This is a genomic window from Pseudomonas sp. 43(2021) (genome assembly GCF_017490805.1).
Lineage (GTDB): Bacteria > Pseudomonadota > Gammaproteobacteria > Pseudomonadales > Pseudomonadaceae > Aquipseudomonas.
Genome location: NZ_JAFGYJ010000004.1, coordinates 81,806 through 96,421, shown reverse-complemented (window position 1 = coordinate 96,421; position 14,616 = coordinate 81,806). Strand labels below are relative to the sequence as shown.

The 14,616-nt window shown below is 63.5% G+C and carries 11 protein-coding genes and 2 pseudogenes; 11 read left to right on the top strand and 2 right to left on the bottom strand.

The genetic code is table 11. The features are described 5' to 3' along the window. Positions 1–84 precede the first annotated feature (84 nt). The 8 genes from J5M71_RS04780 (at position 85) to J5M71_RS04745 (ending at position 9,288) form a co-directional block, all read left to right on the top strand. The gene (locus J5M71_RS04780) at positions 85–852 is read left to right on the top strand and encodes a quinoprotein dehydrogenase-associated SoxYZ-like carrier (protein ID WP_207830313.1); all 768 of its coding nucleotides are present in this window, start codon (positions 85–87) and stop codon (positions 850–852) included. 40 nt (positions 853–892) lie between these two features. Continuing rightward, the gene (locus J5M71_RS04775) at positions 893–1,816 is read left to right on the top strand and encodes a quinoprotein relay system zinc metallohydrolase 1 (RefSeq protein WP_207830310.1); all 924 of its coding nucleotides are present in this window, start codon (positions 893–895) and stop codon (positions 1,814–1,816) included. 385 nt (positions 1,817–2,201) lie between these two features. Beyond that, positions 2,202–3,986 carry a PQQ-dependent alcohol dehydrogenase PedH gene (gene pedH, locus J5M71_RS04770; protein WP_063913551.1) on the top strand — a complete coding sequence of 595 codons (1,785 nt, stop codon included), beginning with the start codon at positions 2,202–2,204 and terminating at the stop codon, positions 3,984–3,986. A gap of 162 nt (positions 3,987–4,148) precedes the next feature. Then, positions 4,149–5,669, top strand: coding sequence for an aldehyde dehydrogenase family protein (locus J5M71_RS04765; RefSeq protein WP_207830307.1), 1,521 nt, complete (start codon positions 4,149–4,151; stop codon positions 5,667–5,669). 251 nt (positions 5,670–5,920) lie between these two features. Next, positions 5,921–5,992: a pyrroloquinoline quinone precursor peptide PqqA gene (gene pqqA / locus J5M71_RS04760; RefSeq protein WP_003253598.1), complete on the top strand. Its 72-nt coding sequence runs from the start codon at positions 5,921–5,923 to the stop codon at positions 5,990–5,992. 53 nt (positions 5,993–6,045) lie between these two features. After that, positions 6,046–6,318 carry a pyrroloquinoline quinone biosynthesis peptide chaperone PqqD gene (gene pqqD / locus J5M71_RS04755; protein WP_207830305.1) on the top strand — a complete coding sequence of 91 codons (273 nt, stop codon included), beginning with the start codon at positions 6,046–6,048 and terminating at the stop codon, positions 6,316–6,318. Positions 6,319–6,407: 89 nt separating this feature from the next. Then, positions 6,408–7,571: an alcohol dehydrogenase-like regulatory protein ErcA gene (ercA, locus tag J5M71_RS04750; RefSeq protein WP_063913548.1), complete on the top strand. Its 1,164-nt coding sequence runs from the start codon at positions 6,408–6,410 to the stop codon at positions 7,569–7,571. Then, positions 7,555–9,288 (top strand): NahK/ErcS family hybrid sensor histidine kinase/response regulator, encoded by a 1,734-nt coding sequence (locus J5M71_RS04745; protein ID WP_207830302.1) that lies wholly within the window; start codon positions 7,555–7,557, stop codon positions 9,286–9,288. The genes ercA and J5M71_RS04745 overlap by 17 nt, the downstream gene beginning before the upstream one ends. Before the next feature lie 173 nt (positions 9,289–9,461). Here the strand turns inward: J5M71_RS04745 and J5M71_RS04740 are convergent, their stop codons facing one another. Continuing rightward, positions 9,462–11,114, bottom strand: a complete 1,653-nt coding sequence (locus J5M71_RS04740; protein WP_207830300.1) for a SulP family inorganic anion transporter — start codon at positions 11,112–11,114, stop codon at positions 9,462–9,464. A 221-nt stretch (positions 11,115–11,335) separates the two neighbouring features. Here J5M71_RS04740 and J5M71_RS04735 point away from each other — a divergent pair. The 3 genes and pseudogenes from J5M71_RS04735 to J5M71_RS04730 all read left to right on the top strand — a co-directional run. Further along, positions 11,336–11,596, top strand: a pseudogene (locus J5M71_RS04735) (FUSC family protein); the annotation flags it as partial. Beyond that, positions 11,595–11,741: pseudogene (locus tag J5M71_RS29215) on the top strand (HlyD family secretion protein); the annotation flags it as partial. The pseudogenes J5M71_RS04735 and J5M71_RS29215, both read left to right, overlap by 2 nt. A gap of 136 nt (positions 11,742–11,877) precedes the next feature. Then, on the top strand, positions 11,878–12,285 hold the full coding sequence (locus J5M71_RS04730) for an OsmC family protein (protein ID WP_207830298.1): 408 nt from the start codon (positions 11,878–11,880) through the stop codon (positions 12,283–12,285). Between the two features lie 516 nt (positions 12,286–12,801). Here the strand turns inward: J5M71_RS04730 and J5M71_RS04725 are convergent. Next, positions 12,802–14,523, bottom strand: a complete 1,722-nt coding sequence (locus J5M71_RS04725) for an amidohydrolase (protein WP_207830296.1) — start codon at positions 14,521–14,523, stop codon at positions 12,802–12,804. Between the last annotated feature and the right edge of the window lie 93 nt (positions 14,524–14,616).

The window sequence follows — 14,616 nt, the reverse complement described above, 5'->3', positions numbered from 1 at the left end:
GCGTCGCATTCTTCGCGGGTGAACCCGCTCCCACAGGGACCGCGCAAAGTCAGTGAGATCCGTGTTGATTAATGGGAGTGGGCGATGAACTGGCGAGCGACTTTCCTGTTGGCCTGCTGGGTGCCCTGGGCCGCACAGGCCCTGGCCAGCGAGCCGAGTAACCACAAGGACCCGGTACCGTCGGTAATGTGGGACTTCTACCACAAGCAGCTGCTGGGCCAGGCCGCGTTCGTCTTCGATGACCGGGTCAAGCTGCTGGCGCCACCCTTTGCCGAAGACGCACGCCAGGTGCCGCTGGAGATCGACGCTAGGGCGTTCAGTGGCGAGGTGGTGCGGATGCTCGCCTGGGCCGAACTCAACCCGCTGCCGCGCATTGTCGACTTCCAGCCCGGCGAGCGGGTGCTGCCCTGGTTGTCGATCCGCATCCGCGTCGAGCAGGCCACGCCACTGCGTGCTGCGGTGCTGACGCGCGACGGCCTGTGGCATGTCGGCTCGACCCTGATCGATGCCGCCGGTGGCGGTTGTACCGCGCCCAGCGTGGTACGCACTCAGCCCGGCTGGGAGGAGCACCTTGGCGAAGTCCTGGGCGGGCGCTACCCGCGCGGCGACAGCAGCCGCCTGCGCCTGCAGGTGGCCCACCCGATGGACAATGGCCTGGTCAGTGGTATCCCCGAATTCTTCCTCAACCATGCCGAGCTGCAGGACGCTGACGGCCAGCGCCTGGCCAGCCTGGAACTGTACCCGGCGGTCAGCGAAAACCCCAACCTGGGCTTCGACATCCAGGGCCCCGGGCCGACCCGGTTGGTGTTGCAGGACAACAGCGGCAACCAGTTCGAGGCGGCGGTGCCCTGAGCGCGTTGCCCCACTTCATTCCTGACCCGAGGCGCCCGTCATGCGTTGCATTCTGCTATTGCTGCTGTGCCTGGGCCTGCCGGCCTGGGCAGACCTGGACTATCGGCTCAAGCCCCGGCAGATCGCCGAGGGCACCTGGCTGCTGGAGGGCAGCACCGACAATTTCGCCAAGGATAACGGCGGCAATATCGTCAACACCGCGTTCATCGTCACCGACAGCGGGGTGGTGGTGATCGACAGTGGGCCGTCGAAACGCTACGGCGAAGCCATGCGCCAGGCCATTGCCGCCACCACCGACAAGCCGGTTGTCGAAGTGCTGCTGACCCATCATCACCCTGACCATGTGCTGGGCAACCAGGCCTTTGCCGATGTACCCATCGGCGCCCTGGCCGGTACCCGCGAGCTGTTGCGCCAGCAGGGCGAGGCCATGGCCGAGAACATGTACCGCCTGGTCGGCGACTGGATGCGCGGGACCGAGGTGGTGCTGCCGACCCGGGTGCTGGAGCCGGGTATTCATGAGGTGGGCGGGCACCGCCTGCGGCTGCTGGCGCTGGGCGGGCACACCGGTGCCGACCTGGCGATTCTGGATGAAAACACCGGCGTGCTGTTCGCCGGTGACCTGGTGTTTTACGAGCGCGCGCTGACCACGCCCAACAGCCCGGGGCTGGAGGTGTGGCTGAAGGACCTGGACACCTTGCAAGCGCTGCCCTGGAAGCAGCTGGTACCCGGGCATGGCCCGCTGGCCAGCGATGCCCGGCCGTTTGCCCAGATGCGTGACTACCTGGGCTGGCTGGATGGGCTGATGCGTGACGGCGCGGCGCGTGGCGACGACATGGCCGAGATGATCCGCAGCCCGATACCCGAACGGTTTGCCGGTATCAGCCTGACCCGTTACGAGCTGATTCGCAGTGTCAGCCACCTGTATCCCCGTTACGAACGCCAGCAGCTGCGGCGCTTGCCGTGAGATTTTCTTCGCCTTCGAGATCGAGCGCCGCCCGCGTGGCGCATCGCGAGCAAGCTCGCTCCTACATCTGTTTCGGGCCAGTAACGCCTGCGCCGACGCGCGCGACCGCCTTGCTTGTCCCTCTCGATATCGAGGTGAACGCCAAGAGACCGCGCGCCTCTGCCTCAGGATCAATTGGCCCGAAACAAATGTAGGAGCGAGCTTGCTCGCGATGCGCCGCGCGGGCGGCGCTCGATATGCGCACCAACCCAAATCCCAAGCCCCATACCAAGGAACTAGAAAACTCCGCACTGCGGGCAATTGTTGGCAAGCAGGTCGGGACCAAGAATTCCCGACACACCGGGAAGTTTTCCCGGATACAACAAAAAAACCAAAGGTAGCCGTCATGACCCGATCCCCACGTCGTCCCGTGTTCGCCTTGAGCCTGGTGCTCAGCGCCATGCTGCTTGCCGGCGCGGCCCACGCCGCTGTCAGCAATGAAGAAATTCTCCAGGACCCGAAGAACCCGCAGCAGATCGTGACCAATGGCCTGGGCGTGCAGGGCCAACGCTACAGCCCGCTGAACCTGCTCAATACCGACAACGTCAAGGACCTGCGGCCGGTCTGGGCGTTTTCCTTCGGTGGCGAGAAGCAGCGCGGCCAGCAGGCCCAGCCGCTGGTCAAGGATGGGGTGATGTACCTGACCGGCTCCTACTCGCGGGTGTTCGCCGTGGACGCCCGTACCGGCAAGAAGCTGTGGCAATACGATGCGCGCCTGCCCGATGACATTCGCCCGTGCTGTGACGTGATCAACCGCGGCGTGGCACTGTACGGCGACCTGGTGTTCTTCGGCACCCTTGACGCCAAGCTGGTGGCGCTGAACAAGGACACCGGCAAGGTGGTATGGAGCAAGAAGGTGGCCGACCACAAGGAAGGTTACTCCATCAGTGCTGCGCCGATGATCGTCAACGGCAAGCTGATCACTGGCGTCGCCGGTGGCGAGTTTGGCGTGGTGGGCAAGATCCAGGCCTACAACCCGGAAAACGGCGAACTGCTGTGGATGCGCCCGACCGTGGAAGGGCACATGGGTTACGTGTACAAGGACGGCAAGGCGATCGAGAATGGCATTTCCGGCGGCGAGGCGGGCAAGACCTGGCCCGGCGACCTGTGGAAGACCGGCGGTGCGGCGCCATGGCTTGGCGGTTACTACGACCCGGAAACCAACCTGATCCTGTTCGGCACCGGCAACCCGGCACCGTGGAACTCGCACCTGCGCCCGGGCGACAACCTGTATTCCTCGTCGCGCCTGGCCCTGAACCCGGACGATGGCACCATCAAGTGGCACTTCCAGAGCACGCCGCATGACGGCTGGGACTTCGACGGCGTCAACGAGCTGATTTCGTTCAACTACAAGGACGGCGGCAAAGAGGTCAAGGCCGCCGCCACTGCCGACCGCAACGGCTTCTTCTACGTGCTGGACCGCACCAACGGCAAGTTCATCCGCGGCTTCCCCTTCGTCGACAAGATCACCTGGGCCACCGGCCTGGACAAGGATGGCCGGCCGATCTACAACGAGGCCAGCCGGCCGGGGGCGCCGGGTAGCGAGGCCAAGGGCAGTTCGGTGTTCGTCGCCCCGGCGTTCCTCGGTGCCAAGAACTGGATGCCGATGGCCTACAACAAGGACACCGGGCTGTTCTACGTGCCTTCCAACGAGTGGGGCATGGACATCTGGAACGAAGGCATCGCCTACAAGAAGGGCGCGGCGTTCCTCGGCGCCGGCTTCACCATCAAGCCGCTCAACGAAGACTACATCGGCGTGCTGCGCGCCATCGACCCGGTCAGCGGCAAGGAAGTGTGGCGCCACAAGAACTATGCGCCGCTGTGGGGCGGAGTGCTGACCACCAAGGGCAACCTGGTGTTCACCGGTACGCCGGAAGGCTTCCTGCAGGCGTTCAACGCCAAGACCGGCGACAAGGTCTGGGAGTTCCAGACCGGCTCCGGCGTGCTCGGCTCGCCAGTCACCTGGGAAATGGACGGCGAACAGTACGTTTCGGTGGTTTCCGGCTGGGGCGGTGCGGTGCCGCTGTGGGGCGGCGAAGTGGCCAAGCGGGTCAAGGATTTCAACCAGGGCGGCATGCTCTGGACCTTCAAGCTGCCCAAGCAACTGCAAACGGCAAGCGCCAGTCGCTAAGCCGACAGCCTGCCGCTTGCTGCCAGGGACCCTGCGGCAAGCGGCCCTACTACCAAATGACGAGAGCCCCGCTGCCAACGATGCATTCGCCCGGCAGGCGGGGCTTTTTACCATCGGCTCATCGCCTGTCGCTGGACAGGCATCGACCCACAGAGGCTCAGCATGATCTACGCACAACCCGGAACCCCAGGCGCCATCGTGTCCTTCAAGCCACGCTACGGCAATTTCATCAACGGTGAGTTCGTGCAGCCGCTGGGCGGCCAGTACTTCACCAACAGTTCGCCGGTCAACGGCCAGCCGATTGCCGAGTTCCCGCGCTCTGGCGCCCAGGACATCGAGCAGGCCCTGGACGCCGCCCATGCCGCTGCCGAGGCCTGGGGCAAGACCTCGGTGCAGGACCGTGCCCTGGTGCTGCTGAAGATCGCCGACCGTATCGAACAGAACCTGGAAGTACTGGCCGTTACCGAAAGCTGGGACAACGGCAAGGCCGTGCGCGAAACCCTCAATGCCGACGTGCCGCTGGCGGCGGACCACTTCCGCTACTTCGCCGGCTGCATCCGCGCCCAGGAAGGCGGCGCCGCCGAGATCAACGAAGGCACTGTGGCCTACCACATGCACGAACCGCTGGGCGTGGTCGGGCAGATCATCCCGTGGAACTTCCCGCTGCTGATGGCCGCCTGGAAACTCGCCCCGGCCCTGGCCGCAGGCAACTGCGTGGTGCTCAAGCCGGCGGAACAGACGCCACTGTCGATCACCATTTTCGCCGAGCTGATCGCCGACCTGCTACCGGCAGGCGTGCTGAACATCGTCCAGGGCTTTGGCCGCGAAGCCGGCGAGGCCCTGGCCACCAGCAAGCGCATCGCCAAGATCGCTTTCACCGGCTCCACCCCGGTGGGCTCGCATATCATGAAGTGCGCGGCCGAGAACATCATCCCGTCCACCGTCGAACTGGGCGGCAAGTCGCCGAACATCTTCTTCGAAGACATCATGCAGGCCGAGCCTGAGTTCATCGAAAAGGCTGCCGAAGGGTTGGTGCTGGCATTCTTCAACCAGGGCGAAGTGTGCACCTGCCCGTCGCGGGCGCTGATCCAGGAGTCGATCTACGAGCCGTTCATGGCCGAGGTGATGAAGAAGATCGCCAGGATTACCCGTGGCAACCCGCTGGACACCGCGACCATGGTCGGTGCCCAGGCCTCGGAGCAGCAATACGACAAGATTCTTTCCTACTTGCAGATTGCCCGGGAGGAGGGCGCGCAGCTGCTCACCGGTGGCGGTGCCGAGCGGCTCGACGGCGACCTGGCCAGCGGTTACTACATCCAGCCGACCCTGCTCAAGGGCAACAACAAGATGCGTGTGTTCCAGGAGGAAATCTTCGGCCCGGTGGTTGGCGTGACTACCTTCAAGGACGAAGCCGAAGCGCTGGCGATTGCCAACGACAGCGAGTTTGGCCTGGGTGCCGGGTTGTGGACCCGTGACATCAACCGTGCCTATCGCATGGGCCGTGGGATCAAGGCCGGGCGTGTGTGGACCAACTGCTACCACCTGTACCCGGCGCATGCGGCGTTCGGTGGCTACAAGAAGTCCGGGGTGGGCCGCGAGACGCACAAGATGATGCTCGATCACTACCAGCAGACCAAGAACCTGCTGGTGAGCTACGACATCAACCCGCTGGGCTTCTTCTAAACCGCGTCGCGGCCTTCGCGGGCTCGCCCGCTCCCACAGGTATTGCACTGGTCTTGAAACTTGTGCAGTCCCTGTGGGAGCGGGCGAGCCCGCGAAGAGGCCGGCACTGCCATGCACAAATCCACAGCAGCTCCGTATTACCCCTACCAACGCACCCCGCAAACCTGTCCCAAAGTAGCATTCGGCCCCGTCGCCCCTCGTGCATTAATGCCTCTACCGGAATCGCCCGGCACCAAGAAGAGGAATGCCCCATGTGGACTAAACCCGCCTTTACCGACCTGCGCATCGGCTTCGAAGTGACGATGTACTTCGCCAATCGTTGATGCCTGTCCGGCCATCGTAGCGATGGCCGGGTCTTTATAGCGTAAACCCCCTTGTGAACCTGATCGATCGCAACCAAGCCCTGGCCTTGCGCAAAGGCTTCTGCCTGCGCTGGGAGCCGCACCAGGCGTGCCATGTGCTGCTGTACCCCGAGGGCATCATCGAGCTCAACGCCAGTGCCGGCTGGGTGCTCGAGTTGCTGGACGGCCAGCGCAGCGTGGCAGCGGTCATCGACCGCCTTGCACAGCGCTTCCCCGGTGTGCCGGGGCTCGACGAGGACATCCTGGCGTTTCTGGAGGTGGCCCGTGCCAAGTACTGGATCGAATGAGCGCTGGCCACGCTTTGGTCTGGTTGCTTTCGCTGCGGGATGCTTTACGCTGGCGGTTACCTTCCAGAACAATAAGAACAGGCTTTCCGATGAGCCAGAGTTTCAGCCCGCTTCGCAAGTTCGTTTCGCCTGAGATCATCTTTGGTGCCGGCTGCCGGCATAATGTCGCCAATTACGCCAAGACCTTCGGTGCGCGCAAGGTGCTGGTGGTCAGCGACCCCGGTGTGATTGCCGCTGGTTGGGTGGCGGACGTGGAGGCCAGCCTGCAGGCCCAGGGCATCGACTACTGCCTGTACAGCGCTGTATCGCCCAACCCACGGGTCGAAGAGGTGATGCTCGGCGCCGAGATCTACCGGCAAAACCACTGTGACGTGATTGTCGCGGTCGGCGGCGGCAGCCCGATGGATTGCGGCAAGGCCATTGGTATCGTGGTCGCCCACGGGCGCAGCATCCTCGAATTCGAAGGCGTGGACATGATCCGCGTGCCCAGCCCGCCGCTGATCCTGATTCCGACCACGGCCGGCACCTCGGCGGACGTGTCGCAGTTCGTGATCATTTCCAACCAGCAGGAACGCATGAAGTTCTCCATCGTCAGCAAGGCGGTGGTGCCGGACGTGTCGCTGATCGACCCGCAAACCACCCTGAGCATGGACCCGTTCCTGTCGGCCTGCACCGGCATCGATGCGCTGGTGCATGCCATCGAAGCCTTCGTCTCCACCGGCCACGGCCCGCTGACCGACCCCCATGCGCTGGAAGCCATGCGCCTGATCAACGGCAACCTGGTAGAAATGATCGCCAACCCCACCGATATCGCCCTGCGCGAGAAAATCATGCTGGGCAGCATGCAGGCGGGGCTGGCCTTTTCCAATGCGATCCTGGGGGCGGTCCACGCCATGTCGCACAGCCTGGGCGGGTTCCTCGACCTGCCGCATGGCTTGTGCAACGCGGTGCTGGTGGAGCACGTGGTGGCGTTCAACTACAGCTCGGCACCGGAGCGTTTCAAGGTGATTGCCGAAGTGCTGGGCATCGACTGCCGCGGCCTCAACCACCGGCAGATCTGCGGGCGCCTGGTGGAGCACCTGATCGCGCTGAAGCATGCCATTGGTTTCCATGAAACCCTGGGCCTGCACGGGGTGCGCACGGCCGATATCCCGTTCCTGTCGCAACATGCCATGGATGACCCGTGCATCCTCACCAACCCGCGTGCGTCGAGCCAGCGTGATGTCGAGGTCGTCTATGGCGAGGCCCTCTGACGAGCAGCAGCGGGCGCTGGCCGGGCTGCTGGGGCTGGGCGACCACTCGGCGCGCAAGAGCCATTACCCGGAGTTGGCGGCGCGCCTGGACGAGCTGGAGGCCGAACGCAACCGCTACAAATGGCTGTTCGAAAATGCCGTGCACGGGATTTTCCAGGCCAGCCTGCAGGACGGCATGCGCGCCGCCAACCCGGCGTTGGCACGCATGCTCGGTTACGACAACCCGCAAGCGTTGCTGTTTCCACTGACTGACCTTGCCGCCGACCTGTTTGCCGGCGGGCCTGAAGAGCTGCACGCCATCACCGCGACCCTAGCCCGTGAACGCAGCCTGCATGGCTATGAAACCCGCTTGCGGCGCAAGGACGGCAGCCACCTTGATGTGCTGATGAACCTGTTGCTCAAGCCCGGTCAGGAAGGGCTGGTGGAAGGGTTTGTCGCCGACATCACCGAACGCAAGCAGGCCCAGCAGCGGCTGCAGCAACTGAATGACGAACTCGAGCAACGGGTGGCCGCCCGCACCGATGAGTTGCTGGAGGCCAACCGCAACCTGCAACAGCAGATCGCCGAGCGCAAACAGATCGCCCGCGCCCTGCGTGATGCCCGCGACGCCGCGGAAACCGCCAACCGCAGCAAGGACAAGTACCTCGCTGCCGCCAGCCATGACCTGCTGCAACCGCTGAATGCCGCGCGGCTGCTGATCTCGACCTTGCGCGAAAGGCCACTGCCAGAGGCGGAAAAAGTGCTGGTGGAGCGTACCCATCAGGCCCTGGAGGGCGCCGAAGACCTGCTGACCGACCTGCTGGACATTTCCCGGCTCGACCAGGCGGCAGTCAAGCCGGACGTGGCGCTGTACCGCCTCGACGAACTGTTCGGGCCACTGGTCTCGGAGTTCCGCTCGGTGGCCGATGCGGCCGGCCTGAAGCTGCGCGCGCGCATTGCCGACTATGCCATCAGCACCGATCTGCGGCTGATGACACGTATCCTGCGCAACTTTCTCAGCAACGCCTGCCGTTATACCGATGAGGGCAAAATTCTGCTGGGGGCCAGGCGCCGCGGCAGCCACTTGCGCCTGGAGGTGTGGGATACCGGGCGAGGCATTGCGGCAGATCGGCTGCAGGCCATTTTCCTCGAGTTCAATCAACTGGACGTTGGCCGCGCCGCCGATCGCAAGGGCGTGGGCCTGGGGCTGGCCATCGTGGAACGGATCGCCAAGATTCTCGGCTATCGGGTCGAGGTGCGCTCGTGGCCGGGGCGTGGCTCGATGTTCAGCATCGACGTGCCGATCGGCGAAGCGATGCCGCTGCCTGTTCACCAGGCTTCGCCGCAGCCGGGCACCGGCAACCCGCTGCCAGGCCGCCGCCTGCTGGTACTGGACAATGAGGTGAGCATCCTCGAGAGCATGGGCGCACTGCTCGGGCAGTGGGGCTGCGAAGTGGTTACCGCGACCGACCAGGCCGGGGCCTTGCTGGCCTTGCAGGGACAGGCACCGGAATTGATCCTGGCGGATTTTCACCTGGACCACGGCGTGGTCGGCTGCGAGGTGGTCAAGCACTTGCGCGAACATTTCGGCGTCGCCATTCCCGCGGTGATCATCACCGCCGACCGCAGCGATCAGTGCCGACGCGCCTTGAACAAGCTCGGTGCGCCGTTGCTGAACAAACCGGTCAAACCGGGGAAGTTGCGTGCGGTGTTGAGCCAGTTGCTGGGCCAGGCCTGAGGCCCGTCGCCGGCAAGCCAGGCTCCCATGGAACTGCACATGACTCATTGAATTAGCAGGGACTCTGTGGGAGCGGCTTTAGCCGCGAACACCGGCGCAGCCGGTGCCATGCACCGCGTTGGATGCTTCGCGGCTAAAGCCGCTCCCACAGGGTACGCGTACCGCTTGTGAATTCAGTTTTCTGCCGCTGTTGCCTGTGCTTCCAGCAGGGCTGTACCGAGCGTGTGGTGATAGTGCTCAGGGCCAAGCAGCCGCAAGATACCGGTCCTTTCCAGCTTGCCGAGCACCTTGCTGTTGGCTTCGCACAGTTTCACCACGATCTGGCGTTTGTGCAGTTGCTGGATCACTTCCTCCAGGGTTTGCAGACCCGTGATATCCATGAACGGCACCCGCTTCAGGCAGATCACCAGCAGCTCAGGGTCGGTATGCGTTTGTGACAGCGCGCGCTCGAAGGTTTCAGCGGCGCCAAAGAACAGCGGGCCTTCGATGGTGTACACCATCACGCCGGGGGGAAGCGATGTCTGGCCGTTGCTGTGCAGTTCACTGGCCAGTTCCTCTTCGACCACCTGTTGGACTTCGACGGACGATGCCATGCGGCGCATGAACTGAAGCATGGCGAGGATGACGCCGATATTCACGGCAATCACCAGGTCGCTGAACACCGTCAAGGTGAAGGTGACGAGCAGGATGGCGATGTCGGCTCTCGGTGCGCGTTGCAGCATGCGCTTGAAATGCTTCAACTCGCTCATGTTGTAGGCGACGACGAACAGAATCGCCGCCAGTGCGCAGAGTGGAATGTTCGACGCCAGCGGCGCGAGGAACAGAATGATCAGTACCAGCGTCACGGCATGGACGATGCCGGCCAGTGGCCCGGTAGCTCCATTGCGGATGTTGGTCGCTGTCCGGGCAATGGCCCCGGTGGCGGCAAAACCCCCGAATAGCGGCACGACCAGGTTGGCGACCCCTTGGCCGATCAGTTCCTGATTCGAGTCGTGCCTGGTCCCTGCCATGCCGTCGGCCACGACAGCAGAAAGCAACGATTCGATGGCCCCGAGCATGGCGATCGCGAAGGCCGGCCCGATCAGTTCGATCACGCGCGCGAGGGAAACCTCGGGCCAGGTGAGCGATGGCAAACCCTGTGGAATCGCGCCGAAGGCGGTGCCGATGGTAGCCACACCGTCAAAGTGGAACAGAGATTGAATGAGCGTCGCGAACACCATGGCTACCAGTGGCGCGGGCAGGCGTTTCAGCACGGGCAACCTTGGCGCAAGGATCAGCAGGGCAAGGCTGCAGGTTGCGAGCAGCGTCGTGGCAATGTGGAGGTCCGGCAGGACTTGCAACAGATGCCATAGTTTTTCGTGGAAGTGCCCGCCTTCGATTTCGGGCAGACCGAAGAAATCCCGCCATTGCCCCACCCAGATGATGATGCCGATACCGGCGGTGAAACCCACGATCACCGGGTCGGGAATGAACTTGATGACTGCGCCCAGGCGGGTAATGCCAAGCACCAGCAGTATGGCGCCAGCCATCATCGTGGCCAGTTGCAAGCCTTCGACTCCGTACTTCGCCGTCACCCCTGCGAGGATCACGATGAATGCTCCGGTAGGCCCGGCGATTTGCAATCGACTGCCGCCCAGCAGGGAAACCAGCAACCCGCCTATGATTGCCGTGTAGATACCTTGCTCCGGCTTGACCCCGGACGCGATGGCGAAGGCCATGGCGAGGGGAAGCGCAACAACCCCAACGATAAGGCCGGATACAAGGTTGCGCATCCAGTGTTCACGTTTGAACAAGCCGGCTTTCCAGGCTTCGCGTACCGCGATCATCGCAGGCTCCTTGGTGGGTGCATGCACATAGTATTTAGCATGTCATGCGCAGGAGGAGCACCCAATGGTAAACCTGGGCCGCTGTTCGTGAGATGGGACACAGCGTCCCGGAATCCAGCCTGTCGTCAGTAAACCTGCTTTCGCCTCCAGTCAATGTACTAACCCGGCCTGGCGAACCATGCGCCCCTGCGCGGTTCCCTGGTCGTGTCCCGAGGTGCCGGATGGTTCCACTGATTTCGTATTTCAAGCTGGCCTTGAACCCTGGCCGTGGGGTGCTGTTCTTCGCACTGCGCACCATCGTTGCAGGCTTGCTGTGCCTCTACCTGGCGTTCATCTTCGACCTTGAGCAGCCGAAGTGGGCGCTGATGACCGTGATCATCATCAGCCTGCCGTTGGCCGGCATGGCCCTAAAACGCAGTTTTGCCCAGGTACTGGGCACCGCCGCGGGGGCAGCCATGGCGGTGGTTCTTATGGCCTTGTGGCAACCGCCTGCTGGCCAACGTCAACCCGAGTTACACCTGGGTCAAGCTTGCCCAGCGCATCCCGGTACGGCTGCGCCTTGAGCGCAGTGCCGACGCGCCCCCTTTGCGCGCGGGGACCACAGCCGCCGTCACCATTCTCGAGTAACAGGGGGCAGCGTTCATCAGGCAGAACGCTGCGGTGCATTTCATCGCCTATCGTCAGTTCAGGCGTGCATCTATCATTCAGGCTTTGCAGCCTGCGTTGCCAGGTGGCCACAGGCAATCGTCAATCAGGAGTTTCAATGGCAGAGCGAGCTATTCGCGCCTCTTTTGCAGGCGTGGCGTACGAGGTGAACGTGACAGACGGCCTGCACCAGTGGGCCAGCGATGTTGACGCGGCGGCAGGGGGCGGGGATGTCGGTCCGTCACCCCATGGGCTGTTGCTGTCTTCGCTCGGCGCCTGCACCTCCATCACGGTTGCCATGTACGCACATCGCAAGGAAATGCCGTTGCAAGCCATTGATGTGGATATCCGCATCGAGCAGGAACAACTGGGGCGCGAACCCCGGATCCAGATTGCGCGTGACATTCGTTTGAGCGGCCCGCTGAGCGAAGAGCAACGCACGCGCTTGCTGGAAGTTGCCAATGCCTGCCCCATTCACAAGGTGTTGAGCGGCGAAATCATCATCGCCAGCAAGCTGGTTGGATGAAACAAGGTGCTGCATTGGGCAATCCACCGTGAGGCCTTCGCCTGATACGTCCACACGACGGTTGGTGGCTTCAAGATGCACCTGCACCTCAGGGTTTTCGGCCATGAAACGACTGTCCAGCCCACCTACGCGGTAGTGCAGCAGGGGGAGTGGGGCATGTCCTGCGGATCGTGCCCTGGGTTCTGCACGGGTACTACCTGTGGGAGCGGCTTTAGCCGCGAATACCGGCGAAGCCGGTGCCAGACACTGCGGTGCCGTGGTGTTTAACTGCACCTCACACGTTTCCTGCGAAGGCACACCGTAGGAAACGTAATATGCCAGCCCCACGAAGATCGCCCCACCCACCGCATTCCCCAGGAACACGGCCACCAGGTTCTCCGCCAACTGCCCCAGCTCAAGTACCCGGCAAACCTTTGGCCCAGCTTCGAAGAGGGCGGCAAGCTACATGAGGCAATTTGACGCGGTCAAATCGATGGAATGGATGAGTTGACAGACCGCGTCGATGAGGCCCGCAGTTCAGCGCGCGTAGATCAGCTTCCCGGCAAACCAGGTCTGCAGCACATGGGTATCGCGCAGCGTTTCGGCATCGACGTCGAACACGTCCCGATCAACCACGATCATGTCGGCCTGCTTGCCGACCTTGAGTGAACCGGTCTGCTGCTCCAGACGCATGGCCCGGGCGGCGTTGAGGGTATAGGCCTGGAACATCACCTGACGGTCGATGGTTTCAGCCGCGTTGAGCACACCGTTGGGCCCCTTGCGGCTGATGGCCTGGTAGATCGCTTTCCAAGGGTCCGGGGTAGTGATCGGCCAGTCGCTGGCGCCAGCAAGGGTGGCGCCATGCTTGAGCAGCGACCGTGCCGGGAACGTGTGCATGAACGCCATGGCATCCACATACGGCTTGACCAGTTCCATGTTCGATTGGTCGGCGCTGGCCCAGTACAGCTGCATCGCGGCAATCACGTCGAGCTGTTTGAGGCGGGTGTATTCCCTGGGGTTGACCATCTGCAAGTGGGTGATGGAGTGGGGGATGCCGCTGTGGCGATCACGCCGGGCCTGCTCGATGCCGTTGAGTGCCTCGCGCACGGCGCGGTCGCCGATGGCATGCACGTGCACCAGCCAGCCACGGGCATCGGCGGCGCTGACCAATTCGCCAAAGTGCTGCGGGTCCAGCAGCAGTTCGCCGTGCTTTCCGGAATTGCTGTAGGGTTCGAGCATTGCCGCCGTTTGCGCTGGCGCTTCGGCAACACCGTCGGCAAACACCTTGATGCCCGGCAGGGTGAGGTTGTGCACGCCGAGAAACTGCCGGCGGACCTTGTCCAGCTCGTCCAGGTCAGCGGTGCTTGCCCTGGAGTCAGCCATCAACAGGGCGGCGACGTGGGCGGTCAGTTCGCCGCGTGCGGAGAGGTCCTTGTACACCGGCAGCACGCCCAGCGAATGGTTGTTCACATCGGCCCCCGGCAACTCGTTGGCCAGTGGGTCCATCCAGCCGGTGATGCCCAGCTGTTTGTAGTAATCCAGGGCCATGCGCCCTGCGTTCAGCAGGGTGGCGTGGGGCAGCGCGGGGAGCAGGTCGGTCACCGGGTAGTAGCTGGCATCGGCGAGGAAACCGTTTGGTGTGCCGTCCGGGTGTTGGCCAATGGTGTTGCGTGCCTCGGCAGGCAGGGCAGCGATGGTGTCGGCATCGATTGCGGCGCGCTTGAGCATGGCCTGGTTGGCCCAGCCGGTGTGCATGTCGTTGGCGGCGAACAGGATCGGTTGCTCGGCCCATTCGCCGTGGTTGAAGCGCTGTTCCAGCGCTGGAATGTCATTCCAGTAGGTGCCCGGTACACCACCGACGACAAGGAACTCGCCGCGCACGGCCTTGCCGTCGCTGCGCCACTGGCGCAGGCGCCGTTCCAGTTCGTCCAGGGCAACCTGCTCGCCGGCGAGGTCGGCCAGCACCCGTTGCAGGCCACCCTTGATGGCATGCGAGTGGGCGTCGAGCATGCCCGGCATCAGCACCTTGCCACCCAGGTCGATGACCCGGGTGCCTTTGGCCTTCAGGCGTAGCACGGCCTGGTCGGTACCTACCGCGACGATTTTCTCGCCTTCGACGGCCACGGCCTGCTGCAAGGGCTGGCCGGGCTCGGCGGTGTAGACCTTGGCGTTGTGCAGGATCAGGTCCACTGCCGCGAAACCCGGCACGCAGGTGCAGGCCAGGCCGGCGCTGATTGCCATCTTCAGGAGCTGTTTCATGCTGTGCCTCGTTCTTGTCGTGATGGCGCCGCAGCCTAGCCAGGGGGCTAGGGCGGATAAAGGCGAGGGCAGGCACAACTTTTTTCGTGATGA

What these genes read in the sequence shown, in the direction of transcription:
- ercA (WP_063913548.1), top strand. Translation starts at nt 6,408, where the DNA reads ATGAGCCAGAGTTTCAGCCCGCTTCGCAAGTTCGTTTCGCCTGAGATC.
- J5M71_RS04730 (WP_207830298.1), top strand. Translation starts at nt 11,878, where the DNA reads ATGGCAGAGCGAGCTATTCGCGCCTCTTTTGCAGGCGTGGCGTACGAG.
- J5M71_RS04765 (WP_207830307.1), top strand. Translation starts at nt 4,149, where the DNA reads ATGATCTACGCACAACCCGGAACCCCAGGCGCCATCGTGTCCTTCAAG.
- J5M71_RS04740 (WP_207830300.1), bottom strand. Translation starts at nt 11,114, where the DNA reads ATGATCGCGGTACGCGAAGCCTGGAAAGCCGGCTTGTTCAAACGTGAA.
- J5M71_RS04775 (WP_207830310.1), top strand. Translation starts at nt 893, where the DNA reads ATGCGTTGCATTCTGCTATTGCTGCTGTGCCTGGGCCTGCCGGCCTGG.
- pedH (WP_063913551.1), top strand. Translation starts at nt 2,202, where the DNA reads ATGACCCGATCCCCACGTCGTCCCGTGTTCGCCTTGAGCCTGGTGCTC.
- J5M71_RS04725 (WP_207830296.1), bottom strand. Translation starts at nt 14,523, where the DNA reads ATGAAACAGCTCCTGAAGATGGCAATCAGCGCCGGCCTGGCCTGCACC.
- J5M71_RS04780 (WP_207830313.1), top strand. Translation starts at nt 85, where the DNA reads ATGAACTGGCGAGCGACTTTCCTGTTGGCCTGCTGGGTGCCCTGGGCC.
- J5M71_RS04745 (WP_207830302.1), top strand. Translation starts at nt 7,555, where the DNA reads ATGGCGAGGCCCTCTGACGAGCAGCAGCGGGCGCTGGCCGGGCTGCTG.